Source organism: Devosia sp. WQ 349K1 (genome assembly GCF_016595685.1).
In the GTDB taxonomy this organism is placed as follows: Bacteria; Pseudomonadota; Alphaproteobacteria; order Rhizobiales; family Devosiaceae; genus Devosia.
In genome coordinates, this window is the sequence record NZ_JAENGO010000007.1 from 90,922 (window position 1) to 116,191 (window position 25,270).

The 25,270-nt window shown below is 57.8% G+C and carries 26 protein-coding genes and 1 tRNA gene; 14 read left to right on the forward strand and 13 right to left on the reverse strand.

Annotated elements, in window-relative coordinates; translation table 11 throughout:
* Positions 1–16: 16 nt before the first annotated feature.
* The 9 genes from rlmC (at position 17) to JHL21_RS14485 (ending at position 10,106) form a co-directional block, all read left to right on the forward strand.
* Positions 17–1,162 carry a 23S rRNA (uracil(747)-C(5))-methyltransferase RlmC gene (gene rlmC, locus JHL21_RS14445; protein WP_200214220.1) on the forward strand — a complete coding sequence of 382 codons (1,146 nt, stop codon included), beginning with the start codon at positions 17–19 and terminating at the stop codon, positions 1,160–1,162.
* A 77-nt stretch (positions 1,163–1,239) separates the two neighbouring features.
* Positions 1,240–2,208: an iron-siderophore ABC transporter substrate-binding protein gene (locus tag JHL21_RS14450; RefSeq protein ID WP_200214221.1), complete on the forward strand. Its 969-nt coding sequence runs from the start codon at positions 1,240–1,242 to the stop codon at positions 2,206–2,208.
* 121 nt (positions 2,209–2,329) lie between these two features.
* A complete protein-coding gene (locus JHL21_RS14455; protein WP_200214223.1) occupies positions 2,330–3,166 on the forward strand; it encodes a DMT family transporter in 837 nt (278 codons plus the stop codon).
* A gap of 222 nt (positions 3,167–3,388) precedes the next feature.
* Complete coding sequence (locus tag JHL21_RS14460; RefSeq protein WP_254082084.1) at positions 3,389–4,729, forward strand: homoserine dehydrogenase; 1,341 nt, start codon at positions 3,389–3,391, stop codon at positions 4,727–4,729.
* Positions 4,730–4,767: 38 nt separating this feature from the next.
* On the forward strand, positions 4,768–5,754 hold the full coding sequence (gene glpX / locus JHL21_RS14465) for a class II fructose-bisphosphatase (protein WP_169196125.1): 987 nt from the start codon (positions 4,768–4,770) through the stop codon (positions 5,752–5,754).
* Positions 5,755–5,811: 57 nt separating this feature from the next.
* Complete coding sequence (gene recJ, locus JHL21_RS14470) at positions 5,812–7,602, forward strand: single-stranded-DNA-specific exonuclease RecJ (RefSeq protein WP_200214225.1); 1,791 nt, start codon at positions 5,812–5,814, stop codon at positions 7,600–7,602.
* A gap of 165 nt (positions 7,603–7,767) precedes the next feature.
* Positions 7,768–9,003 (forward strand): cyclopropane-fatty-acyl-phospholipid synthase family protein, encoded by a 1,236-nt coding sequence (locus tag JHL21_RS14475; protein WP_200214227.1) that lies wholly within the window; start codon positions 7,768–7,770, stop codon positions 9,001–9,003.
* 249 nt (positions 9,004–9,252) lie between these two features.
* Positions 9,253–9,474 carry a hypothetical protein gene (locus JHL21_RS14480; RefSeq protein WP_182395956.1) on the forward strand — a complete coding sequence of 74 codons (222 nt, stop codon included), beginning with the start codon at positions 9,253–9,255 and terminating at the stop codon, positions 9,472–9,474.
* Positions 9,475–9,653: 179 nt separating this feature from the next.
* A complete protein-coding gene (locus JHL21_RS14485; RefSeq protein ID WP_200214228.1) occupies positions 9,654–10,106 on the forward strand; it encodes a GreA/GreB family elongation factor in 453 nt (150 codons plus the stop codon).
* A 133-nt stretch (positions 10,107–10,239) separates the two neighbouring features.
* On the opposite strand, the gene JHL21_RS14490 is transcribed toward JHL21_RS14485, so the two are convergent.
* The 3 genes from JHL21_RS14490 to JHL21_RS14500 form a co-directional block, all read right to left on the reverse strand.
* Positions 10,240–10,314 (reverse strand) — tRNA-Glu (locus JHL21_RS14490).
* Positions 10,315–10,396: 82 nt separating this feature from the next.
* A complete protein-coding gene (locus JHL21_RS14495) occupies positions 10,397–10,873 on the reverse strand; it encodes a D-Ala-D-Ala carboxypeptidase family metallohydrolase (protein ID WP_200214230.1) in 477 nt (158 codons plus the stop codon).
* A gap of 139 nt (positions 10,874–11,012) precedes the next feature.
* Positions 11,013–11,429, reverse strand: a complete 417-nt coding sequence (locus JHL21_RS14500) for a VOC family protein (protein ID WP_169196130.1) — start codon at positions 11,427–11,429, stop codon at positions 11,013–11,015.
* Positions 11,430–11,629: 200 nt separating this feature from the next.
* On the opposite strand from JHL21_RS14500, the gene JHL21_RS14505 reads away from it, so the two are divergent.
* Positions 11,630–12,238 carry a cold-shock protein gene (locus JHL21_RS14505; RefSeq protein WP_248306052.1) on the forward strand — a complete coding sequence of 203 codons (609 nt, stop codon included), beginning with the start codon at positions 11,630–11,632 and terminating at the stop codon, positions 12,236–12,238.
* A gap of 26 nt (positions 12,239–12,264) precedes the next feature.
* The gene (locus tag JHL21_RS14510; protein WP_254082073.1) at positions 12,265–12,717 is read left to right on the forward strand and encodes a DUF192 domain-containing protein; all 453 of its coding nucleotides are present in this window, start codon (positions 12,265–12,267) and stop codon (positions 12,715–12,717) included.
* A 3-nt stretch (positions 12,718–12,720) separates the two neighbouring features.
* Here JHL21_RS14510 and JHL21_RS14515 read toward each other — a convergent pair whose 3' ends face one another.
* Entirely contained in the window at positions 12,721–13,407 is a 687-nt protein-coding gene (locus JHL21_RS14515) for a hemolysin III family protein (RefSeq protein WP_200214231.1), read from the reverse strand.
* Between the two features lie 166 nt (positions 13,408–13,573).
* Between JHL21_RS14515 and JHL21_RS14520 the strand changes: the two genes are divergently transcribed.
* Positions 13,574–14,623 carry a helix-turn-helix transcriptional regulator gene (locus tag JHL21_RS14520; RefSeq protein ID WP_200214232.1) on the forward strand — a complete coding sequence of 350 codons (1,050 nt, stop codon included), beginning with the start codon at positions 13,574–13,576 and terminating at the stop codon, positions 14,621–14,623.
* Between the two features lie 12 nt (positions 14,624–14,635).
* Here the strand turns inward: JHL21_RS14520 and JHL21_RS14525 are convergent, their stop codons facing one another.
* Complete coding sequence (locus tag JHL21_RS14525) at positions 14,636–15,484, reverse strand: HAD family hydrolase (RefSeq protein ID WP_367948202.1); 849 nt, start codon at positions 15,482–15,484, stop codon at positions 14,636–14,638.
* A 371-nt stretch (positions 15,485–15,855) separates the two neighbouring features.
* Between JHL21_RS14525 and JHL21_RS14530 the strand changes: the two genes are divergently transcribed.
* The gene (locus JHL21_RS14530; protein WP_254082074.1) at positions 15,856–16,701 is read left to right on the forward strand and encodes a division plane positioning ATPase MipZ; all 846 of its coding nucleotides are present in this window, start codon (positions 15,856–15,858) and stop codon (positions 16,699–16,701) included.
* Between the two features lie 39 nt (positions 16,702–16,740).
* Here JHL21_RS14530 and JHL21_RS14535 read toward each other — a convergent pair whose 3' ends face one another.
* The 8 genes from JHL21_RS14535 to JHL21_RS14570 all read right to left on the reverse strand — a co-directional run bounded on the left by JHL21_RS14535 (position 16,741) and on the right by JHL21_RS14570 (position 23,925).
* Positions 16,741–17,460: an LrgB family protein gene (locus JHL21_RS14535; RefSeq protein ID WP_200214237.1), complete on the reverse strand. Its 720-nt coding sequence runs from the start codon at positions 17,458–17,460 to the stop codon at positions 16,741–16,743.
* Positions 17,457–17,864, reverse strand: a complete 408-nt coding sequence (locus tag JHL21_RS14540) for a CidA/LrgA family protein (RefSeq protein ID WP_367948203.1) — start codon at positions 17,862–17,864, stop codon at positions 17,457–17,459. The genes JHL21_RS14535 and JHL21_RS14540 overlap by 4 nt, the downstream gene beginning before the upstream one ends.
* A 330-nt stretch (positions 17,865–18,194) precedes the next feature.
* Positions 18,195–18,980, reverse strand: coding sequence for a DUF1684 domain-containing protein (locus JHL21_RS14545; protein WP_200214238.1), 786 nt, complete (start codon positions 18,978–18,980; stop codon positions 18,195–18,197).
* Positions 18,977–19,738, reverse strand: coding sequence for an ABC transporter ATP-binding protein (locus tag JHL21_RS14550; RefSeq protein WP_200214239.1), 762 nt, complete (start codon positions 19,736–19,738; stop codon positions 18,977–18,979). The genes JHL21_RS14545 and JHL21_RS14550 overlap by 4 nt, the downstream gene beginning before the upstream one ends.
* The gene (locus JHL21_RS14555) at positions 19,735–20,535 is read right to left on the reverse strand and encodes an ATP-binding cassette domain-containing protein (RefSeq protein ID WP_367948204.1); all 801 of its coding nucleotides are present in this window, start codon (positions 20,533–20,535) and stop codon (positions 19,735–19,737) included. The genes JHL21_RS14550 and JHL21_RS14555 overlap by 4 nt, the downstream gene beginning before the upstream one ends.
* On the reverse strand, positions 20,535–21,380 hold the full coding sequence (locus JHL21_RS14560; RefSeq protein WP_200214242.1) for an ABC transporter permease: 846 nt from the start codon (positions 21,378–21,380) through the stop codon (positions 20,535–20,537). Before JHL21_RS14560 ends, JHL21_RS14555 begins: the two co-directional genes overlap by 1 nt.
* Positions 21,377–22,324, reverse strand: a complete 948-nt coding sequence (locus tag JHL21_RS14565; RefSeq protein ID WP_367948210.1) for an ABC transporter permease — start codon at positions 22,322–22,324, stop codon at positions 21,377–21,379. Before JHL21_RS14565 ends, JHL21_RS14560 begins: the two co-directional genes overlap by 4 nt.
* A 134-nt stretch (positions 22,325–22,458) precedes the next feature.
* Positions 22,459–23,925, reverse strand: a complete 1,467-nt coding sequence (locus JHL21_RS14570) for an ABC transporter substrate-binding protein (protein ID WP_367948211.1) — start codon at positions 23,923–23,925, stop codon at positions 22,459–22,461.
* 177 nt (positions 23,926–24,102) lie between these two features.
* Between JHL21_RS14570 and JHL21_RS14575 the strand changes: the two genes are divergently transcribed.
* Positions 24,103–25,209: an FAD-binding oxidoreductase gene (locus JHL21_RS14575; protein ID WP_200214244.1), complete on the forward strand. Its 1,107-nt coding sequence runs from the start codon at positions 24,103–24,105 to the stop codon at positions 25,207–25,209.
* Positions 25,210–25,270 lie beyond the last annotated feature (61 nt).

The window sequence follows — 25,270 nt, forward strand, 5'->3', positions numbered from 1 at the left end:
GCCGTGAGGTAAACGGGTGAATTCATCTCTGAGCACCGTTATGCAATGCGGCTACTACGATACCGGCGCCTGCCGCTCGTGTACGCTCATGGGGACACCCTATGATGCGCAGATTTCCTCAAAAGAAGCGCATGCCCGCGCGTTGCTCGCCGCATACCCTTCGGCGCAATGGCTACCAGCCATGCTTAGCCGCCCCGAGGCTTTTCGCAATAAGGCCAAGATGGTTGTGGGCGGCACGATAGATGCGCCGACACTCGGCATTCTCGACGCAACCCAGCATGGCGTCGATCTCACAGCCTGTAGCATTCTCGAAACTGGTCTGCGTGCCGCTTTCGACCCAATTAAAGCTTTCATCACCGCCGCGCGCATTCCGCCCTACGATGTTGCCAATCGTCGTGGCGAACTCAAGAACGTCCTCCTCACTCAATCTGCCACCGGCGAATTGATGGTGCGCTTCGTCCTGCGCTCCACCGAAGCGCTTGGCCGGATGCAAAAGCATCTGCCGAACCTTCTCTCCGCGCTCCCTCAGTTGGCTGTCATTACTGCAAACCTTCTGCCCGAGCATAAAGCCGTGGTGGAGGGGGATGAGGAGGTTCTTCTGGCGGGCGATGAAACGCTTGCTATGCGTTTGGGCGAGCATGTGCTGCACCTGCGCCCGGCGAGCTTCTTCCAGACCAACACCGATATTGCCAAGGCTCTATACGATCAGGCACGCGAGTGGATCGACGAAGCGGAAGCGCGCAACGTTTGGGACCTGTATTGCGGAGTAGGGGGCTTTGCCCTGCACGTCGCAGCACCGGGACGGAAAGTGCATGGCGTCGAGGTTAGTCAGCCTGCCGTCGAGTCTGCGCGTCTGAGCGCCGCTGAAGCGGGCCTCGTCGATGTCACCTTCGCTGTCGGAGACGCCACAGGGCTCAACGCCGAAACAACGATTGACGCCATTATCGTCAATCCGCCTCGTCGTGGGCTTGGCGACAAGCTTTGTGCCACGCTCGAAGCGACTAAGGCTGAGACCATCGTCTATTCCAGCTGCAATGCGGTCACCTTGGCGCGCGACTTGGAAATGCTGCCATCCTATGCAGCCCAACGTATCCGCCTCTTCGACATGTTCCCGCAAACCGATCACTACGAAATCATGGTTTTGCTCACTCGCCGAACCTGACTTAGCGGGCATCTAATAATTTACATGACAACAATTGTCAGCTTTTGTAGGTTTCCCTAAACCGCAAAAGGTGCGCAATGCTGACGAAGTCAATTGTATACGCCGTTCCGCTGTTCCTGCTCGCTGGTGCAAGTTTCGCCCAAGAGTTCCCCCTCACTATGCAGCACACCTACGGGGAGACAATTATTCCTGAAAAGCCGGTGCGCATTGTCACCTGGGGCTGGGCCGTTCAGGACGCTGTCGTTGCCTTGGGCAAAGCGCCTGTTGGCATCCCGCATTTCACCTACGGGGGCGATGACAATGGGGCTCTGACCTGGACCAAAGACGCGATTGCTGCGCTTGGCGCCGATTTTCCAACAATTCTCTCTCAATCCGGTGGCGTGCCCTATGAGGCCATCGCAGCGCTTACGCCCGATGTGATTATCGCCGTTTATTCCGGCATCACCGAAGAGGAATACACCCGCCTCAGCCAAATCGCGCCCGTTGTTGCCTTCCCGGACAAGCCGTGGAGCACGACTTGGCAGGACACAATCACCCTGACCGGGACGGCTATGGGCAAAGCCGCAGATGCCGAGGCATTGGTCGCTGAATTGGAGCAGTTCATCGCCGACGAAACGGCAAAATACCCGCAGGTACAAGGTGCCACCTTCGCCGGTATTGGTGGTTATGATGGCGCTGTGTCGGTCTATACGGCGGTCGATCCGCGCATGACTTTCCTCGAAGATGCTGGCCTCAACCTCGCGCCCAGTGTTGCGCAATTGGGTGACGTGAACAGCTTCTACTACAGCCTCAGTTTCGAGCGTGCGAACGAGCTGACCAGTGACATCTATATCACTTATGCTGACACCGACGCCGATGCGGAGGCGTTTTTTAGTCACCCAGCCATGGCACGAACCCCTCAAGTGCGCTCCGGCGCTATTGCCAGCATGGTTGGTCCCGAGTTGATCAATTCAGTATCGCCTCCGAGCGCTCTTTCGCTCAAATGGGGTTATCCGGAATACATTCGGCGCATCAGCGAAGCCGTGGATAAGTCTAAAGCGCAGTAATATCGGGGCGAAACGCCTTGGCGTTAAATTGACATCCCCTTAGGCGCTGATAGCCTGCCTGAGGGGATATTGTCGGGGCGTCGTGCTGCTGCCCCTGTTTGTGGGCGGCTGGACTGCACTTATGTCGACGACTGTAATCCTGCTGGCTTTAACCGCAGCAATTTTTCACGCCACGTGGAATGCCTTCTTGCGCTCTGGTGCCGATCGCCTCTGGGTGCTGACGGTCATGAGCTTTGCCGGCACCCTGATCTCCATTCCGCTTGTGATCGCCTTGCCCATGCCGAGCGCAGAGGCGTGGCCTTACATTCTTCTTTCGGCACTCTTCCAGACGGCCTATGGCTTCTTCCTTGTGGCGGCTTATCGTTATGGCCAACTGGGGCAGGTCTATCCCATTGTTCGCGGCACCGCTCCTCTGCTGGTTATGCTGGGTGCATTCCTGCTCACCGGAATAGTGCCATCGCAACTTCAGATCATTGGCGTTGCGATCATCGCAGTCGGCATCATGAGTCTGGCTTTTTCGCGGGGCAGGGCCAACACGAGTTCCATACTCTTTGCCTTTGCCACAGGTCTGTTCGTTGCCAGCTATCAAACCGCCGACGCAATCGGCGTGCGGTTCGCCGAGAATGCCATTGCCTACTCGGCCTGGGGCAATATCTGCTTTGGCATTCTGCTGCCGCTCTGCGTGCTGGCCGTTCGCAGGCGGTTCACTGTCGATTGGAAAAGCCGAGAAACCCACAAGGCTCTCCTTGGTGGCGCGATCTCCATGGTGAGCTATACGCTGGTCATCGTTGCATTCTCCATCGGTTCGGCTGGCCCCGTATCTGCCTTGCGTGAAACCTCAGTTGTGTTTGCGGTGATCATCGGCTGGCTGTTCTTGGGTGAAAAACTCAACGCATGGCGCATCGTCTCGGCGGTCATCGTCGCTATAGGCGCGATTTGCTTGGGTCTCGCTCGATAATCGACCAAACTCCTATTGACCTCTAGGCGATTTCCTATGCAGATGGCGCCCACTATGAGTGACATTCAGTCTTTCCGCCAAACCGTCGAATCCTTCATCTCTGCTCGTGGGTGGACACCCACCCGTTTCGGCAGAATTGTTGCAGGGGATCCGCTGTTCGTTTTCGATCTGCGCGATGGCCGTGAGCCACGCACCGAAACGCGCGCGCGTATTCTCAAGGCGATGGCGGAATTCGGCGAAGCTGACCGCCAAGCACCACTACGCATTGGCGTAGCTGGCCTTGGCAATGTGGGTGCGACCTTGGTTCGTATCCTGCAAAAAGATGGCACCGAACTCACGCGAAAACTTGGTCGTCAGCTCGAAGTTGTTGCTGTTGCCGCGCGCTCGCGTTCCCGAGATCGCGGCATTGATATTTCTAATATCGAGTGGTTCGACGATCCGGTCGCCTTGGCGAAATGGGATGGCATCGATCTCTTCGTGGAACTCATCGGCGGCGAAGATGGCCCGGCCTATGCAGCCGTTAAAGCTGCTCTCGAAATCGGCCGTCCGGTCGTCACTGCAAACAAGGCCCTTCTCGCCAAGCATGGCGTGAGCCTTGCTAAGATCGCAGAAGAATCCGGCGCTCAACTCGGTTTTGAAGCTGCCGTTGCTGGTGGTATTCCGGTCATCAAAACCCTGCGTGAAGGTCTGGGCTCCGCACGTATTGCCAAGGTTTTTGGCATTATGAACGGCACCTGCAATTACATCCTGACCCGCATGGGCAATGAAGGCATCTCCTTCGCCGATTGCTTGAAGGATGCTCAGGCTCTCGGCTATGCCGAGTCTGACCCGACCTTCGACGTCGAAGGCTTCGACACGGCGCACAAGCTGTCCATCCTCGCGACCCTCTGCTTCGGCTATGAGATCGCGCCGGACAAAATGCGCATCGAAGGCATTTCCAACATCACCCAGCACGACATTCAGGTCGCTCAGGACCTTGGCTACAAAATCAAGCTCCTCGGCATTGCTGAGCGTACAGAGAACGGCGTCGAACAGCGCGTTCACCCGACTTTTGTGCCTAAGGGCAGCGCCATTGCTGGCGTTGATGGGGTAATGAACGCCGTCGCGCTCGAAACCGACCACGTGCACGAACTGCTCCTCGCAGGTCCGGGCGCAGGTGGTCCTCCGACCGCGTCTTCGGTTCTTTCGGATATTCTCGATATTGCCCGTGGCACCCGCGTGCCGCCTCTGGGCGTGCCAAGCGACGAACTTCTGCCCTATGTTGAGGCGCCGTCGCTTCCTCATGCAGGTGGGTTCTACGTTCGCCTTGCCGCTAAGGATGTCGCTGGTGCTTTGGCGGCCATTACCGCACGCATGGGTGAAAAGGGAATTTCTATCGATTCTGTCATCCAGCGGTCTGATCTTGGTGCTAAGGCAGTCGCTCCGGATGGGTCACCAACCCGTACCGTTGTGATGATTACCCAACAGACTTTGGAATCATCCGTGCGAGAAGCGCTTGCACTCATTGCAGCAGATGGGTTCATAGTCGGGAAAGCACAACTGATCCGCATCGAAAAGCTCTGACCTTGCCGGTCCGGGCTTAGTGCTCGGAGGGGGAAGGCATGAAGCTGAGTAAAGTCGACCAGGACAGAAACGCAACCAAGCTGCATCGCTGGCTGACGCTGGAAATGGTCCGCGTCACCGAGCGGGCAGCAATTGCCGCCGCTGAATGGCGCGGCAAGGGCAATGAGAAGGCCGCTGACGAAGCGGCTGTCTCAGCCATGGTGACCGAACTCAACCGCGTCCAAATTTCCGGTAACATCGTTATTGGCGAAGGCGAACAGTTCGAATGTGACGATCTCTACGTCGGTCAGACAGTCGGCTTGGGCGAGGGGCCCGAAGTCGATATTGCTGTCGATCCGCTCGAAGGCGTCACCCTCTGCGCCAAGAACCAGCCTGACTCGATCGTCGTACTGGCCATGGCCGAACGAGGCGGTCTGCTCAACGTTGCTCGCAACGTCTACATGCACAAGATCGCCATTGGTGCTGGCTACCCGGCCGGAACGGTTCACATTGATTGGACCGCCACTGAAAACGTCACTTCGCTCGCGAAGGCCAAAGGCGTTCCTGTCAGTGAAATCACCGCTATCGTGCTCGATCGGCCCCGTCACGCCGCTCTCATCGAAGAGCTGCGCAGCGCTGGTGTTTCCGTAAAACTCCTCAGCGATGGCGACATCGCTGGCGTTATCCACGCGGTGAACACCGAAGACACCGGCGTCGACATCTACCTCGGCTCTGGCGGCGCGCCTGAGGGCGTTCTGGCGGCCGCAGCACTGCGCTGCATTGGCGGACAGATGCAGGGCAAGCTCATTCTCGATACGCCCGATAAGCGCAAGCGCGCGCATGAAATGGGCATTACCGATCCAAACCGCGTCTACGATGTTTCCGAGCTCGCCTCTGGCGACGTTTTGTTCTCGGCAACTGGCGTCACCGATGGTTCGCTCGTCGATGGCGTCCGCCTTCGCCGCACGACAATCGAAACCTCCACCGTTGTCATGCGCTCCTGGAGCCAAACCACTCGCTGGATCAAAGCGCGCCACGCACGCTAGGGCCGGGGGGCTTTATCGCCTCTCGACCGCGCGTGCAAAATCGCCTAACCCTGCCTCATGCAAGAAGCTCCGCGCCCTTTCCTCGACGTCACATCCTCCATCACCAGTCGTGCCTGGGTGGATCGTTTGGATACAGCGAGCGCTCGGACGGCAGCTGCGATCTCTCAGCGTGCCAATTTGCCCGATATCTTGGCCCGGATTATCGCCGGGCGCGGTATCGGCATTGAGGAAGCGGACACCTATCTCGATCCGACGATCCGCAATCTCATGCCCGATCCGTCTACCCTTACGGCGATGGACGAACTGGCAGAGCGCATCGCCAAAGCCGTCACCGACAATGAGAGCGTTGCCCTATTCGGGGATTATGACGTAGACGGCGCCTGCTCTTGCGCACTGATGGCGCGCTTCCTGCACCATTTTGGCCTCGACCCGCAGGTTCATATTCCAGACCGCATCTTTGAAGGCTATGGCCCAAACATTGGCGCGATGGATAAGCTCATCGATGGTGGAGCAAGCCTTATCATCACGCTCGATTGTGGGACTACCAGCGAAAAGCCAATCGCCCATGCCCGTGAGCGCGGCGCCGATGTGCTGGTCATCGACCACCACCTAGCCGATCACGCGCTGCCCAACGCCAATGCCTTGGTGAACCCAAATCGTCCCGACGATATTTCGGGCCTTGGGCACCTCTGCGCAGCAGGCGTAACCTTTATGGTTCTGGTCGCAGTCAACCGTGTGTTGCGCAATCGCGGCGACACGGGCCTGCCTGATCTAATGAAATTGCTCGACCTTGTGGCGCTGGCAACCGTTTGTGACGTCGTGCCATTGGTTGGTCTTAACCGTGCCTTCGTGTTGCGCGGGCTGGAAGTCGCGCGCAAGGGCGAGAAGCCCGGCATGCAGGCGCTTAGCTTAGCCGCTCGCCTCAATGGCCCCCTTAACCCGTATCACCTTGGTTTCCTTTTGGGGCCACGCATCAACGCTGGCGGTCGCATTGGCGACGCAGCTTTGGGCACCAAGCTCCTCACCATTGATGATGAGCAGCAGGCGATGGTCATTGCTGCCAAGCTCGATGAACTCAATACCGAGCGTCAGCGCATTGAAGTTGAGGCCGTCGAAGAAGCCTACGCCACTGCCGAGCTTGAAATCGCCGGCGGTGAAGGGCCTCCGCTTCTGGTTCTGGCTTCGTCAAAGTGGCACCCCGGCGTTGTCGGCCTCGTCGCTGCGCGCCTCAAAGAGCGCTTTGACCGGCCCGCCTTTGCCATTGCCATCAATCCGGATGGGACCGGCACGGGCTCGGGCCGCTCGGTTCCGGGCGTGGATCTCGGCAGCGCCGTTATCGCTGCTGTGGACGCTGGCATTCTGCCCAAGGGTGGTGGCCATGCGATGGCGGCAGGCATCACCATCAAGGAAGGCGACCTCGGCATCTTCCGCGCCTTTATGGCTGATCGTCTTGAAGCCAGCGTGCGCACGGCGCGCGCCGCTTCAGCGCTCAAAATCGACGCAGCGCTCACGGCTCGCGGTGCAACGGTTGATCTTCTGCACAAAATCGAAAAAGCCGGGCCTTATGGCTCCGGCAACCCAAATCCGGTCTTTGTCTTTCCGGCGCACCGCGCGCGCTACCCGCAAGTTGTGGGGAAGGGCGGTCACGTCAGTTTCACCCTCACCTCCGACGATGGTGCCAAGCTTAAAGCCATCGCCTTCCGCGCCGCCGGCACACCAATTGGTGACACGCTTTTGCGTGAAGCCGATCAGCCGTTCCACTTCGCTGGCAGCCTCTCGCTCGATCACTACCAAGGCCGCGAGCAAGCTCAACTTCGCCTGACAGATATTGCGCGTCCCGGCCGCTAAAGCGGTGATCTGGGAACTGCCCGCTTGCGTATCCATTTGCAGTGAATAAACTAAGCGCTGACCTGTAGTGCGCCCAAGGGCGAGCAACACTTCGGGTGCCTGCGCTTAGATATCTCGGCGACGGCCAAGAGCCATCGCCTTTTTGGATGGTAGGACGACACGGCAATGAGCAAGACAGCTGTCAATAATTCCAACGGCGGCGCGTCTTTGTGGGCGCATTTTTCGTCTTGGTTGGTCGCGCAGATTGGCGTTTCTCTAATCGGCAATCCGCGCCATGGTTCCCTAACGGTTGTGTTTCCCGATGGTCGCAGTCGGACCGTCGGGCAGGGGAATGCTGGTGGCCATGCCACGCTTCGCCTGAACAATTTTAAGGTCCTTAAAGAAGCCAGTCAGCGCGGCACTGTTGGGTTTGCAGCCGCCTATATGAATGGCGATATCGAAGCGGATGACCTCACTCAGGTGTTCCGCTTCTTCCTGCAAAACCGCGACATGTTCGATAATGCCAACAAGGGGTTCTTTAAGAAGGCCGCTGGCGATCTGCACTATCACCTTTCGCGTCGGAACACGCTTGAGGGCTCCAAGAAAAACATCTCCGAGCACTACGATCTCGGCAATGACTTTTACGGGCAGTGGCTCGACCCTTCGATGACCTACTCTTCAGCGCTCTTCAGTTCCGGAGACCAAAGCCTTGAAGAGGCGCAGCTGGCAAAATATCGCCGCGTTGCCGACATGGCAGGCGTCACGGAGGGGAGTAGTATTCTCGAGATCGGGTGTGGCTGGGGCGGGTTCGCTGAAACGGTCACGCGAGACTATAAGGCCCATCTGCGCGGCATCACCCTGTCTGCGGAACAGCTCAAATTCGCCAAAGAACGCCTCGCCCGCCAAGGGCTGGATGATCTCGGCACTCTCGTCTTTGAGGACTATCGCCATACCCAGGGGCAGTTTGATCACATCTGTTCCATCGAAATGATCGAAGCCGTCGGCGAAGACAATTGGCCAAGCTATTTCAAAACCCTGAATGACCGTCTCAAGCCCGGCGGCACCGCCGCCATCCAAGCAATCACGATCCGGGAAGAGGATTTTGAGGCCTATAGAAGTGGCCCTGATTTCATCCAGCGTTATATCTTCCCGGGTGGCATGCTGCTGACCAAGTCGGTGATGAAGGAATTTGGCGAGCGTCACGGCCTCGTGCTTGAAAACACGTCGCTCTTCGGGCTGTCCTATGCCCGCACGTTAAAACTCTGGCGCGAACGCTTCCTGGAGCGTTGGCCCATGATCGCGCCGCTAGGCTATGACGAGCACTTCAAGCGCAAATGGGTCTATTATCTGAGCTATTGCGAAGCGGGTTTTGCCGAGGGCGCTATCGACGTCGGCATCTATCAATACAGAAAGCCCGAGTAATTTCGGGCTTGTCGCCAACGGTTTGACAAAGCTGTCTAAATGGCCATGATGGGGCCATGAACGGGACGATCTGCATAACCCGATTGTTGGGACACGGTCTTCGCCAGGCACTTTAGTAGCCTGGTGTTGCTACCTGCCGTAATGGCAAGAGCGGCACCAGGATAACCTCAGTGTTCCCCTCTCTAACATTTTGAACGCTTTAGCCGGATGCTTTCTGCATCGGGTCTACTTGCGCATGAGATCCTGTCGATGACCTATAAGTATTCCGTCACCCTCCCTATCCTTGGCAGTCACAAGCTGAGCCGTTTCAAGGCTTGGGCCGATGCTCACATGCCGGAGCTCGATTACAATCTTCCACCACAAACGCCGATCAAGACCGAGACAATGACCATCCGTCTGCGCTCGCTGGAGGATCGTCAGACACTGTTGCAGAACATCTCGCGAAGGTCGCTCGACGGCTCGGAGAAATGAATGCAGGTTCTCCGCTATTGTCGATCCTGTTCAGGACCGAGGCCAAGGGCAGCTAATCGCTGCCCGTGGTGCCTGCGCGATTTCGATAAGCCCCCTGCGGCACCAGAACACTTATTTACCACCTTTGACCGAGCATCGAAAATTCCATCGACCGCCTTGTCCCTCAAGGAGACCGGAAAATGACGACCATTTCTTTGTCTGATTGGATGCCTTCGCCAGAGCTCCTCATAGGGGAGCAGGACCATAAGCGCCTGACGGTGGCAGCTCTGACCGAAGTTGGTCAAACTGCCGAGCGCATGGACTTTTTGCTCTATGAGCTTGATCGGGCAAGCATTATTGCCGATGCGTTCTTGCCGCGAGATGTCGTGCGGATAGGCAGTTTGGTCAAATATGTTCTGCTGCCGGGCGAAGAGCGTTGCGCCAAGCTGGTCATGCCAGAAGAGGTGCAATTGGGCGGTACATACCGCCTATCGGTGACTTCGGCAGAGGGCGCGGCCCTTCTCGGCTTGCGGCCGGGCCATGTCATGAGCTGGGTTGAAGGGGCGGATCAGTCCGTGCGGCGCATTAAGGTGCTTAGTGTGTCAAACCCAGACACCACCGACACAGATCCATCTGGCCCCACGGCAGCCTAAAACCACTGGCAGTCTCTGTTCGCAGGGGCTGCCAATTCGAGCAGAAAACGCCGAGCCGACTTGCGTCTGCTTATTCTATAACAGTCTGGGGGAGGAGAGATCGTCCACCGTTACAAAGAAAACAGGTGGAAAGTGGTACGCCCTAGGGGAATCGAACCCCTCTCTGCACCGTGAAAGGGTGCCGTCCTAACCGATAGACGAAGGGCGCATCAGTTCGATGACGCTCGTATAGATGGAGGTTGCAGCTTGCGCAACCCCGAGCGCGAAGAAAAATGCAAACCTGTTAGTTTTCAACAGCCTGAGAAGGTAACAGGGCCGCGATAACCGCGTGGACGATCGCGAACGTCGACGTGGATGAAGTTCCGGCCCGGATAGCAACCCAAGCCGCCAACACTGGGAAGATTGCGTGCGAAGGCGATGAGCTGGTTCTTCGGAACACCCGGTATGTAGAAGTCCGCCGCCATGCACTTGGTGTGGAACGAGTTGGAGGCACCGCCAGCCGCATTGTTATGCGCTGTGTCGCGATAGCCCGACTGCATAACCACCTTCTTGCCAAAGCGACCTTCAAACTCCCAGATAACAAATCTGAGTTTTGGAGAAATGCAGAAGGCATTCACCTGCTTTGACGCGACGTAAGTGCCCCAGTCTTGGCGCACACCACTGTAGCCAGATCCTGAACCGCTCGCGAACAGAGCCATTGGCAAGCAGCCCGCCAAAACAGTAGCGGTGGTGATGATAGCGGCGAGTGAGCGTGCGATAGGGAGCATGAGCGATTTCCACGGGGCCAGTGTCGTCATTGCGCAACAGGCAAGTGGCCGGTGAGATAATCGCTAAAATTAGAGATGTTTCGCTAACCACCCGCTAACTGGAAAGGTTAGCGAAACATGAATTCGCTCTAAACGCTGTTTACCAGCTGCCGGTGTTCGGCATCGAGAGCCACGGCTCTTGTGGTTCAAGGGTGCCGTCTTGGATCAGTTCAACGGAAATGCCGTCTGGCGACCGAACGAAGGCCATGTGCCCGTCGCGTGGTGGGCGGTTGATGACGACGCCCATGTCCTGCAAATGCTGGCACAGGGCATAGATGTCCTTAACGCGGTAGGCGAGGTGCCCGAAGTTGCGCCCGCCGGTGTACTCTTCTGGATCCCAATTATAGGTGAGTTCGACTTCGCCGCCCTCATCGCCCGGGGCGCGGAGGAAGATCAGTGTGAATCGACCTTTTTCGCTCTCGCGGCGGCGCACCTCTTCAAGGCCGAGGCCTTCACAGTAAAACCGCAGGCTTTCTTCGATATTGGTGACGCGCACCATCGTGTGTAGATACTTCAAGACATCCTCCAATCGGACGAAATTCCCTCTGGGCTACCAAGTCACTGGCAATTCGACAATGCGTTCACGGCATATGTCGACAAATCAGCAAGAACTTCTTAACTTCTGACACTGAATCGGACAGACTGATTTGGTCTAGTGGTTGAGTACCCGCGTAAGCGGACGTGTAAAAGGGCTGAGGGGTCATGGGGGCCAAGGGCATGGGCGACAGCGACGGCACTATCGATCTGTCCAGTGAGGCAGCGGTGACGAAACGGGTTGACGAAACTGCCCTGTCGCCACAGGGCGCTTTAGACACCATCGAAGTTACCGGTACCATTAAGTGGTTTGACGCAGGCAAAGGTTTTGGCTTCATCATTCCCGATAATGGCACCGCAGATATCTTGCTGCACGTCACCTGCCTCCGACGAGACGGCTATCAGACCGCATATGAAGGCGCGCGCATCGTTGTCGAAGCGCTGAACCGCCCCGGTGGTCTACAGGCCTTCCGCATTGTTTCCATGGACGAGTCGACGGCTCGCCATCCTTCCCAAATGCCAGCAGCGCGCACCCATGTGGTGGTTGAGCCAACCTCCGGCATGGTTCGCCTTGAAGTGAAGTGGTTCAATCGTATCCGCGGGTTCGGCTTCCTCTCGGAAGGCGAGGGTGCTCCGGATGTGTTTGTTCACATGGAAACCCTGCGCCGCTTCGGCATTACAGAACTGCGTCCCGGCCAATATGTGTTGGTTCGTTATGGTAACGGCCCGAAAGGCCTTATGGTCGCCGAAATTCGGCCTGACGGTTGGGGCGACGCGCCGTCGTCACACTGACGGCTGCCCTACCTGACGAGGACCTCATGATGCACAGCGTAACCCGTACTCTCGCCGCCGCTGCGACGGCTCTTGTCGTTGCGCTGCCCTTGGCTGCGTACAGCCAGGAAGAGACCCTGACCATTAAGTCTTCGACTGGTGATCATGTGTTTACGGTTGAGGTTGTCGATACGCCTGAAACCCGTGCCAAGGGCCTGATGAATGTCCATGAGCTCGCACCAGACGCTGGCATGCTCTTTGACTTCAAAGAAGAGCGTCCCGTCGCTTTCTGGATGATGAACACTTTCATCCCGCTCGACATGCTGTTCATCACCTCGGATGGCACCATCAAGAACATTCACGTCAACGCCGTCCCGCATGACAAGACCTCAATCCCTTCGGATGGTCCTGTGCAGTATGTGCTTGAAGTGCCCGGCGGACGCACCGTCGAATTGGGCATCGAGGCTGGCGACAGCGTCGTTCATTCGCGCATTCAGTAACCGCTACATCCGCGCAACGATCATACAGTCAATGACGGCCCAAAGGTGCAGGCTTGCCCCTGCCACTACAAACACGTGCCAAAGCGCGTTTTGGAAGCGTAGCTTTTCCCACACGTGGAAGATGATCCCCGCCGAATAGGCGACGCCGCCTGCCAGCAGCAGCCATAGGGTTGTTGGGGGCAGGGCGGTGGCAAGGGCGTTGAACACGAAGATGCCGCTCCAACCAATCCCGAGATAAAGCGGGATGGCAACGCGCCCAAAACGCTCTGGCACGATCAGCTTTAGCGCTACTCCGACGAGCGACGCGCCCCAGACAATTGCCATCATCGTAATCCCGAGCGTGGAATTTCCGAGCACTGCCAAAAATGGCGTGTAGCTACCCGCGATGAAGAGAAAGATGGCCGCCTGATCAAGGCGCGCCCACACGTGTTTCCAGGAATTGTGTGGCCAGAGATTATAGGCCAGCGACACGCCCAAGACGAAGATCAACGTGCCAACGTAAATCGACAATGCGGGCACCGCTTCCGGGGCGGTCTCGAAGGCTGTGAGCGTCAATAGAGCTGAGCCAGCGGCAATCGCCACGATCAGGCCCAGGACATGCACCACCGCGTCGGCCACCATTTCGCCAACCGAATATCGGCGGCGCGGGTCGAACTGCATGGCATTGGTGCTGTAATTGGTCTGTTTCATGTTTGGCCTTTTCCAGCATCCTGTGGGACGGGAATGACCGAAACCTTTCTTCAGTTCCGCAAAATACGGCCATGGTCTAGAATGCTCTAACAATCTCAGTGAACAAACTCTGAGGAAGCTGCGTGCTCACTTGACGGGTAACTCTGATGTTACTTTAAACCAGAGTATGAAGCGCAAGACCAAAGCCCCCATCGCAGTTTATTCCGCACTCGGCGACGCTACGCGCTGCCGCATTATCGAGATCCTCATGCAGGGGCCCATTCCCGTGCATAAGCTCGCGGACGCCTTCACGATTAGCCGCCCGGCCATTTCGCGCCATTTGCGCGTGCTAAAGACGGCGGGGCTTGTGGTCGAGGTGAAGAAGGGACGCGAAAACCTCTACACCCTTAAGACCAAGCCGCTGGTGAAAGCCACCGATTGGGTCGAGCTTCTGCTCAGCAAAGCGGTGGTGGATGACGAAGCCGATGTGCTCGTCTCAGCCGACGAACAGGTAACCGTGTCGGCTCCGGTCGCTGAAAGTTTTGAAGCCACTGAACACGCCCACAGCGCGCCAGTGTTACCTGCCGAAACGGAAGACCCGCAGCGCGTTGAGCTGAGCGAATATATTGCGCCGGTGTTTGGCGAAGAAGCGCTTGCATCTGAACAGCAAGATGACATGACCTCCGAAGCCGAAGCCGAAGCCGAAGCCGAAGCCGAAGCCGAAGCCGAAGCCGAAGCCGAAGCCGAAGCCGAAGCCGAAGCCGAAGCCGAAGCCGAAGCCGAAGCCGAAGCCGAAGCCGAAGCCGAAGCCGAAGCCGTATTTGCGGCCATGGACACTTTGGAAGACGCTGAGGTCTTTAGCGCGCCCGCTTATGCCTCTACCGACGATACGCCGTTCTTCGACGGGGAGGAGCTCGCTGCTGCCGCTGAGGACTTCGTTGTCGAGGATGAAAGTGTCCTGCAGAGCACGGATTTGGAAGAGACCGCTTCTGAAGCTGTTGAGGCCGGAGTCGCGCAGCCTGTGTCGAGCGATGCCAGTGCCGCTGATGCAAAGCCCGTGGACGACCTAGAGTCGATCTTCGTCATTCAGTCCGAGGCAGATCTCGCTGCTGAAGCGGCAGCACTCGCTGAGGCGGAAGAGGCCGCAAAGGCCAAGCAGAAGCCAAAGAAGAAAGACAAAAAAGTCGAAGCCGAAGAGATTGAGCTTTCGATCAATCAAATGGGCTTCGACTTCTAAAGAGGTCGGCTGTTAGACGACGGGCGCAGCGACAGGACCATACATCGGCAGCGAGTAATCATCGCTGTCGAATGCGTTATGGACGGCGCGTTCAAAGTCGGCCGCACACCACATAATCTGCGAATTCGGGATGCGCTGTTCGATTGCGCCAAGCGCCGCGCGTGCGCCCAAGGCGATCGGGCGAATGGTGTGGCCGATAATTTCCGAAGCCGCTTGCGCAGCCGCAATATCTTTACGCTGGTCGCCAATGTACCAGATCACGTCGGTCCGGCGGAGTTCGCGGCCAATATTGGACAGCGCTTCCAGGATCGAATCTGGCCACGGCTTGCCGCGGCGTACGTCCTCACGGAACACGGCCGTGGAGAAATACTTCCGCAGATCGAAAGCTTCCAGCACATCGTGGCCATAGCCGCGGCCGAGGCCGTTGCTGACGACGCCAGTGGCAATGCCTTCAGCGTGGAGGCGCTCGAGGACGCAACGCATGTTCTCGCATGGCGAAAGCATCTCGTTGACCGTCTTGCGACGCACTTTGTGGATCGCGCGGTGAACCAATAACCGCGGTGGGCGTTGTTCTTTTAAGCGCTGACGACGCTGCAGACGGAATCGTGCTGCCAGCCGTCCACCCTTATGGGAACAGTCGTCCAAGAATTCGAGCATTTGCAGCACGCGTGGATTGACGTGGTGCACCAGGGTCCCATCAAGATCGAAGAGGACGATGGTTGGTCGGTTCGCTTGGTTAGCCAGAGGTTCAGCTCCCGTTAGACGATAGTTAAAATGGCCTAAATTTGTCCTCCGTACAACCCTGCAGGCACAACCCCGCGCCCTCTTGCCGCGGAGAAGCCACAATATCGGGCCCTCCAAAACGATCTTTCCACTGCTCCGAACCCGAACATATTCCCAAAAAGCTCAAGCTTCGCGACCAGTTGCCCCCTCTATTAAGTCGCTGACTTAAGCTGGAAATTTATTCCCACACGCGGTGGAGCACCGTGAGAGTGGCCCTTGGGACTTAACCCTCCAGAAAATGCAATTGGAAGAACTCCCACGGCCCGGCGCAAGGTGCCTCCCGCTCGTTCATGCAAGGTGCAGGCGCAGCGTCTTTTACCAGACTCACCATGTGCTGAAGCGCAAAACCACGCGGCATAAGCAGAGTGATTTGGGGTGCTCTTAAATCCTTATTAACCATGCGAGCCGTTGATGGCATTAAGGGTAACTCCTGTGATTTGGAGGCGGAATTGGGCCAGCAACGCGCGCACGTCATTGTGGTGGGAAATGAGAAGGGTGGCTCCGGCAAGTCGACCTTGTCGCTGCACCTAGCTGTCTATTTGCTGCATCAAGGTTTTCGCGTTGCCACCGTCGACGTCGATAGCCGCCAGCAAACGCTGACCCGCTATATCCGTAATCGCCGCAATACGCTCGACACCACGGGCCGTGACATTCCGATGCCCAAGCACGTCCATGTGCCCACTGGCTGGAGCGACTCGATAAAGGAAAACCAAAAGGCCGAGCTCGAGCTCTTTTCGCGCTCGATGGATAAGCTCTATGACGAAGTCGATTTCATCGTCATCGACACGCCGGGATTTGACGCCCATCTCGCGCGCCTCGCCCATAGTGCGGCCGACACGCTTGTGACCCCCGTCAATGACAGCATGATCGACCTCGACGTGCTGGCAAAAATTGACGTGCGCACCGGCGATCCGGAAAGTCTCTCGCCTTATTCCAAGAACGTGCAGCGCGCCCGCGCTGAGCGCCAAATCGCCACCGGCGCGCCAAGTGATTGGGTCATCGTCCGTAACCGCATCTCGGCGCTCTCCAATCGCAATGGCGCGAGCGTGCATGATAGCGTGGTGAAAATTGCCGATGCACTGACGTGCCGCGTCGCCGATGGCATTGCCGAGCGCGTGATCTTCCGCTCGCTCTTCCCCATCGGCATGACCGTGTTTGATCCATTGGATGCCCAGCTTTTGGGCGCGGCGCCGTCCATGTCCCACGTCAATGCGCGGCAGGAATACCGCGATCTGGTCGCCATGCTGCATTTGCCAGACCCGCGTCTCGCGCAGGACGCACGCCTCTCAGCATAAAAGAAAGCGGCGCCGAAACGCCGCTTTTTGTTTGTCTGGCTACGCGTTAACCAACACTTGTAAGCCCACCACGATCAGCGCGGTGAACGCGCCATTGAGCGCCATGCCAATGCCCGAAAACGCGCCCCCCACGTCGCTCACCTGCAAGGCGCGGGCCGTGCCGATCCCATGCGATGTTACGCCGACCGCAAAGCCGCGCGCCGCATAGTTCTTGATCTTGAGTGCGTTCATCAGAGGCGTAACCAAAATAGCCCCGGTAATGCCCGTGGAGATCCCCAAGACGGCGGCAAGCGATGGAATGCCGCCAAGGCTCTTGGCCAGCTCCATCGCAATCGGCGCACTCACCGATTTCGGGGTGATCGACGCGATTACCTCAGCCGGCGCACCGAAGAGATAGACAATGCCCACGGCGCTCGCCATGGCCACGACAGCGCCAACCACCAGCGACACAGCAATTGGCACCAGCGAGCGCTTCACAGCGTCGATATTCCGGAACAAGGGGATCGACAGCGCAACCGTTGCTGGCCCAAGCAGGAAGTGCACGAACTGCGCGCCCTCAAAATAGGTCGGGTAGCTCGTTCCGGAGATCAGCAGGATCGGAATGATGATCGCGGCGCTGATCAGCACATTGTTGGCAAAGGGCGAGCCTTTGAAGAATGCCCCGATCTTGAGCGAGGTGGCATAGGCCACCAGCGTCACGGCCAGCCAGGTCAGGGGGGAGGCTGCGAGATATACCCAAACGCCCGTCAGCCCGGTCATGGCTTGCCTCGGTTCATTAGCTTTTCCGTCAGCAGGAACGTGCCAACCGTCGCGAGCAGTGTCAGCACCGTTGAAACAACCAGCGCGAAGACAAGGGGAATGCCCCAAGCCAGCACGAGATCGCCATACTGCATCACGCCCACTGCCGCAGGCACGAACAGCATCGCCAAAATACCGAGGAGGGCATTGCCCACGGCCATCACCGAGCGCCGCTGCTTTGGAAGTCGGGGCAGCAGTGCGAGCAGGAGCAGCATTCCCGCCACAGGGCCGGGGAAGGCAAAACTGGGCAGCACAATGCGGATCGCATGCACCAGCACTTCCCCCGCTAATTGACAGAGGATGAGAATGGCAAACCCGGCGACATAATCACCGGGCTTTAGCGGCTGTTCTTCGATTGGGGGCACCGAAATCTCCGTTGTGAAGCGTGCATAGGGCTACCGCTTCGCTGAGCTATTGCGCCCGACATATGCCGCTCCCCGCCAAGACGCAATCTCCCGCCCGACTTGCCCCAGAACCTTTCGTCACCTCTCCCTTAGGGGGAGAGGTCAGCCGCAGGCCGGGTGAGGGGGCCTTCCAATCTCGTGAGGCTTGAACCCGCCACCCTCAATCCCTCTCCCCTTTGTGGGGAGTGCCGGGGTGGGGCTCCCAAAACACATACAAAAAGGGTGGCGAGCCCGAAAACTCACCACCCCGTACCCCCCCCGAACGTGGAGGTCTCACGTCCTAAAACGCCCTTAGTGCCCGAGACGCTTCTCGCCCGCTTCAATGCGGATCGGCAGCACGTTTTCGGCTGGCGGCAGCGGGCACACAGCAAAATCGGTAAACGCACATGGCGGATTCAATGCCTTATTGAAATCCAGTACAATGCTGTTTTCGCTCGCGTTTTCACCAAACACAAAGCGGCACGCGCCATAGGTGCTGTCGCGGCTGGTCAGGTCGCGAATGACGAACTGCGGGCTTTCCTTGGTGCCGTGCGTTGCCAGCAACTCATAGGTCACGCCGTCCTTGTCGAACACGGCCTTATGCGTTGCCTGAACTTCGGTGGGGATCGCCTTCGAGGTCGAGATGGAGAGGTTCTTCGCCTCTTCGAGCGCCACCCACTTGGCTTCAATGCGCCAGCTTGGGTCCAGATCAAAATACTCGATCTCGCCCAACTCTTCGCCAGCCTTGGACGCGGTGTCGCGCACGCGAACAGCGTTCTCGCCGTTCAGCGTTGTCACTTCCAGCAGCAGGTTTTCAGCCGTGAAGCGCGGTGGCTTATACTTGTTCAATTCGAGCTTGATCGGGGCCGAACCATCAGCCGCGGCATAAGTCACGCCACCTTCTGCGTCCTGTGTCAGCGTGCCAACATGAGCCGGGCCGGTCGGCAAGATAATGTCGTTATCGTCTGCCGCGCCAATTTTGACCGTGCCTTCGCTCAGCCAGTCGCGCGCAATGATATTGAGCCAGCCATCTGGAGCCTTCAGCGCCTCAAGGCGGCGGATTTTCCAGGCGGCATATTCAGTTGGATAGTCAGTCATAGCTCTTCATCCTTGAACGAGAGGCGCGGCACGCTGGAGAGCAGCCGCTGCGTATAGGCATGTTGCGGATTGGCGAGAACTTCAGCAGTCTTACCCTGCTCGACGATCACGCCCTTTTCCAAAATTATAATGTGTTCGCACAGCGCTGCGACGACCGCGATGTCATGCGAAACGAACAGCAGGGCCATCTCGCGGCTCAGTGTGCGGAGCAATTCGACAACGCGCACCTTGGTCGTCAGATCCAGCGCGCTCACGGCTTCGTCGGCAAGCAGCAGCTTGGGCTTCGCCACAATAGCGCGTGCAATAGCGATGCGTTGACGCTGGCCGCCAGAGAACTGGTGCGGATAGCGATTGGCGCTATCGGCCTCAAGACCAACGGCCTCCAGCGCCGCCATCACCATCGCCTTGTGGTCGCCTGCGATACGCAGCGATTTCAACGGCTCGGCGATAATGGAAAACACTTTTTGGCGCGGATCGAGCGAGGAGTAGGGGTCTTGGTACACCACCTGCGCCTGCCGACGATAATCGCGCATAAACGCCCGATTACTCGGGTCGAGCACCTGCCCATCAAACCGAATGGTCCCGCCCTGGGGCTTGGTCAGGCCCAGCAGCAGACGGAGCAGCGTGGTTTTGCCCGAGCCGGATTCCCCCACAAGGCCAACGGTAGCGCCCGGTGCGATCTCAGTGGAGACGCCAGCCAAAATCTGCCGCTCGCTTGTATAAGCGAAGCTGACATTGTCGATGCTAACGAGGCTCATGCTTGGCCCCCGATCGCGTTGTCAAAGGCCTTCGCCGCCGCCAGCAGGCTCTTGGTGTAATCATGCTGAGGCGAACGGAATACCTCGCCCACAGAACCGGCTTCCACGGCTACCCCGTGCCGCATCACCACCACCCGGTCCACCGTGTTGGCGACCACCGGCAGATCGTGGCTGATAAAGAGAAGTGCCATGTTACGTTCCGCCACGAGCCGTTTGATAAGACTCATGATTTCGGCCTGCGTCGTGACGTCGAGAGCCGTCGTCGGCTCGTCGGCGATTAGAAGATCAGGCTTGCAGGCGAGCGCCATAGCAATGGCGATGCGTTGCCGCTGGCCCCCCGACATTTCATGCGGGTATTTGCTGGCGAGCGAGGCGGGGAGGTTTACCTCCTCCATGAGGGCTGCCACTTCCGCGTCCATATGCCCACGCGTCACCCGATCGCCGTCACGCTTGGCGCGGCGGTTGACCACTTCGCTAATCTGCTTGCCAACGCGCATCAGCGGATCGAGCGCCGTTAGTGGCTCTTGGAAAACAATGGCGACTGCAGTGCCGCGTAGAGCATTGAGGTCACGGTCTTTCGCGCCAATGATCGGTGTGCCTTTGAGCGTCACAATGCCCTCAGCCTGCAACTGCCTTGCCAAAAGGCCTGTCACGGCCAGTGACGTCAGAGATTTGCCCGAACCGGATTCCCCGATCAGCCCCAGCCGCTCGCCCTTGTCGAGGGTAAAGCTCAGGTCTGAGACCAGCGCCTTTGCGCCAGCCTTCACAGTGAGATTGTTGACAGTAAGAAGGCTCATCATCCCTGCCTCGTCGGATCAATGACGTCGCGGAGACCGTCGGCGAGAAGATTGACGCCAATTGCCAGCGTCACCAGCGCCACACCCGGCGCGATGGCCCCGAGGGGAGCGTTATAAACTGTAGCCTGCGCTTCCTGCAGCATCCGCCCCCAAGAGGCGTTCGGCGGCGGCGCACCCAGGCCCAGATAAGAGAGCGAAGCTTCTGCGATCACAGCCAAGCCAAACTGCAGGGCAAAATTCACCGACAGCGTTGGCCAGATATTGGGGATGATGTGGACGAAGACGATTTTTAGCCAGCCCGAGCCCGAAGTGCGTGCGGCCGTAATGTAGTCCATCACAAGGACGCGCTTCACCAGAATACGCGTCAATCGTGCCACGATAGCCGAAAGCGCGATCCCCAGTGCGAGGATGGCTGAGCCCAGCGACGCCGTCTCACTCGCTGCCACCACCAGCATGGCAATGAGTAGAGTGGGGAAGGCGATCAGAATATCGAGCGTTGCCGCCAGAGCATCATCCAGCCAGCGCGTGGCAAAGGCCGCAATCGTGCCCAAAGTGACCCCGATCACACCACCAATGATCACTGCGCAGACGCCCACCTGGAGCGCAATGCGGCTGCCGATCATCAACTGGGTGAAGAGATCGCGCCCGAGACGGTCAGTGCCTGTCCAATGCAGCCAACTGGCGCCCTCAAGTCGCCCGCCAGTAAAGGCGTTCGGATCATAGGGCAGCCAGACGAGCGTCAGCAGGCCAACAACAACATGCAGGCCAACGAGAAAAATTCCGGCCCACAAGGTGAGTGAAAGTTTTGGTTTGGCTGGCGCGCTTAAGTCCATGGTCTGACTCATGCTTGCACCCGCGATTTTGTCCGCAGACGCGGATCGACAACACGCTGCAAAATATCCGCAGCAAAGCCAATCAGCAGGACGAGAAGAGTAGAGATGATGAGAACACCCTGCACATTGGGGTAGTCGCGCTGTTGGATCGCCAGCAGCAGCATCGAGCCCATGCCCGGTAGGCTAAACACCTTCTCGATCACCACGGCGCCAAGAAAAGTCGTCGCCAATTCAATGCCCAAAATAGAAATCACCGGCACAGCGCCATTGCGTAGACCATGCTTGAGCAGGGCTTCGGTAAAGCCTGCGCCCATAGCGCGGGCCGTCCGCAGATAGTCACTGCCCAGAACGTCCAGTGTTGCCGCTCGAACATAGCGCAGCAACGAAGCGCCCATCACCAGCCCAATGGTCACCGCCGGTAGGATCATGCCAATCGCAGCGTCAGAGAAATTAGCCCATCCTTTGAGCGGAAACCCGCCAGAAGGGAGCCAGCGCAAATTGATGGCAAACAGCGTCACCAGCAAAATCCCCACCCAGAACACCGGGATCGCAATGCCCAATTGGGAAACCACCGAGATCAACCAGCCATACCATTTGTCCGCTTTCACCGCAGAGACGATGCCGAGTGGGACAGCAATGAGGATGGAAAGGACAAAACCCAGCAGCGCCAGCGGCAGTGTCACCGACATGCGGTTGCCGATTTCCTCAAGCACCGAGGCTTTGCTGACAAAGCTATTGCCGAGGTCAAAACGGATGAGGCTTTGAAGATAGCTGCCAAATTGCACGTAAAGCGGCTGGTCAGAACCAACCTGCGCGCGCGCCGCTTCAATTTGTGCTGGAGTTGCTCCGACACCAAGCAGCGCATTGGCTGGGTCGCCGGGTAGCAAACGCAAAAGGACAAAGAGCACAATCGCCGCAATAAACAGCGATACCAACAAGATGAACGTGCGTCGGATCGTATAGGCGAGAATGGCCGAGAATCCCTAATTCGAAGAGAAAGCGCGACATTAGCTTCCTCGCAATGACAACGCCACCGGGCGAACCCGGTGGCGCGTATAATTCGTGTCTCTAAAGACTATAAGCGCGAGGCTTATTCAGTCTTTTCGATGCCATAGGCTGGGAACTGCGAATTCAGGCCATTGACTGGGTAGCCGGTGACATTTGCAGCCGAAACCACGATCTGTGGGTAGAGGTAGAGCCAGTTGCTGGCTGCATCTTCCGCAATGATCTTGTTGGCTTCGGTGAGCTTAGCCACCTGTTCGGTTTCGTCGGCAGCAGCTTCCGCACCAGCAATCAGCTCAACAACCGCTGGGTTGTTGTAGCCCCAGTAGAAGTCTGGGTTGCCGTAGAACACGATATCGCGGTGATTGACGTGTTCCTGCAGGGTCGCCTGGAAATCCTTCGCCTGGTAGATCTTGGTGTACCATTCGTTGGAGGTGATGATGTTGATGTTCACCTTCACGCCGATCTTGGCATATTCCGTCTGTAGGAACTGCGCGATGATCGGATGCGGATCGTAGTCTGGGGTGTCGATGGTGAATTCAAAGCCATCTGGATAGCCAGCTTCCGCCAGCAGAGCCTTTGCGCTTTCAACGTCATAGGCATCGACGCCGGTCAGATCGACATACCAAGGGTCGGTCGGTGGGACGAACGAGCCGATCAGCGTGCCATAGTCACCCCAGATGGAGTTCAAGAGGCGCGCCTTGTCGGTTGCGCGGGCCAGAGCCTTGCGAACCTTGACGTTGTCGAATGGAGCAACGCGATCGTTGTAAGCCAGCAGCGCCTTGGTGGTCGAAGCACCTTCGGTCACGGTGTAGGCTGGATTGCTGGCGAACTGCTGCAGCGAGTCTGGGCTCTGCACCGAGGTCACTACGTCGACCGCATTGGTCAGAAGTGCGTTGTTGAGGGCAGTCGCATCCGTGAAATAGGTGTAGATCACTTCAGCGTTCTTTGGCGCTTCGCCCCAATAGGCATCGTTGCGGGTCAGCGCCAGCGCCGAACCACGGCGCCATTCGCCGAGCTTGTATGGGCCAGTGCCGTCGGCCGCAGCGGTGATGTCACCGGCAGCGTCGTTGACGATCCAGACATAGGAAAGATTGTACGGCAGGTTCACCGAACGTGCGGACAGGGTGATGACCACGGTCTGGTCATCTGGCGCGTCGATTGCGGTGATGGTCTTGAGGCTGTTCTTACGCGAGCTCTTGGAGGCTTCTGCGGTGACGCGCTCGATCGAGTTCTTCACGTCAGCAGCGGTCAGCGGATCGCCAGAGTGGAACGTCACGCCAGACTTAAGCTTGAAGGTGTGTGTGAGGCCGTCTTCGCTGACTTCGTGGCTTTCAACCAGCTTGGCGTCGACAGTGCCTGCGTCGGTCAGTTGGTACAGAGCTTCATAAACGTTGCCGTTGAAAGCTTCGTTGATGCCCTGGCCAGCGCCAGCGGTGTTGTCGAGGTTCTGCGGCTCATAGAGCGAACCAATGCGGATGGACGCATCTGGGTTATAAGACTGCGCCCAAGCGGTCGTGGCGGTGGAAACGCCAGCGAGGAGAGCGGCGGTGATAAGAAGCTTTGAGACTTTCACTTTTGGAACTCTCAGTTAAAACATTGGCTGAAATTATATCCCTCTCGTTTCGGGAAAACACTATAGAGCGGGTAGAGATTTTCGCGAAACTCGTTCGCTTTTGAGAATATTTTTCTCTGCTGAGCGGGCGATTTGAAACGAGTAAATGAGGCTGACATGAGAGTTTTGATCGTTGGTGCAGGAATCGCAGGCCTTAGCTTGGCATGGCGGTTACGCAAGCGCGGGGTAGAGGTCACGCTGTTCGATCAGGGCCCCATCCCGAACCCAATCTCATCGTCCTTCGATGAGCATAGGATCACGCGTCACACCTATACGGGCATGCCGGGGTACACCGCGCTCATGCCGCGGACTTTTGAACTCTATGACGAACTCTGGGTCGACATTGGCGCGACCCATATCCATAAGACCCCGGCGATCTATGTCTCCCGCACTGACGCGGACATATACACCAGCACCGCCACGGCTTTGGATGCGGTGGGCATCAAGCATCGTCCGCTCACACTCACCGAGCTCGAGCAGCGTCTTCCCTTCCTCAATATGAAGGGCGCTGTCAGTGCTTATGAAGCGGATGGGGCAGGGCTCCTCTACGCAGATCGCATTGTTACCGATCTGGCAAAATGGCTCGATGCAAATGGGGCCGATCTTCGCCCCAACACGCGCGTTACCAAGGTTGATGCAAAGGCTGGAACGGTCGAGGCCGACGGTCAGATCATTACCGGCGATATGGTCGTGGTCTGCGCCGGAGCTTGGATCAGCGATCTCTTGCCCGATTATGCCGACATTGCTGAGGCCTCGCGCCAGATGGTGCTCTATCTCGAGCCGCCCGCTCAATATGCTGATGCTTGGAACAACGCGCCGGTGGTCATCGACCATCTGGACGACAAGCTCGCCTATATCCTGCCGCCCAAAGACGGTACGCGCCTCAAGATTGGTGACCACTTTTTCTCGCGCATTGGCCACGGTTCGGACAATCGTATAGCGACTGAAGAGGACTACAAGCCGGTGCAGGATGCCTTGAATCGAGTTTTCAAGGATGCGTCCCAGTACACTGAATTAGAACGCAAAATTTGCTATTACACGGTGACTGACGAAGAACGTTTCCGCGTCGAACCACTCGACGCCAAAGGCTGGGTTGTCAGCGCCTGTTCCGGCCACGGTTTTAAGCTCGGGGTCATGGCGGGCGAAACCGTCTGTCGCGCCATTCTCGGCGATATTGCCGCCGAAACAGCTACGCAGATGTTGGCAGGACGCACCGAGCTCTAGCCGTCAAATCCGCGTCGTCTTTGAACTTGTGACGCATTCGATCAAATTACGTCGTTGGCAA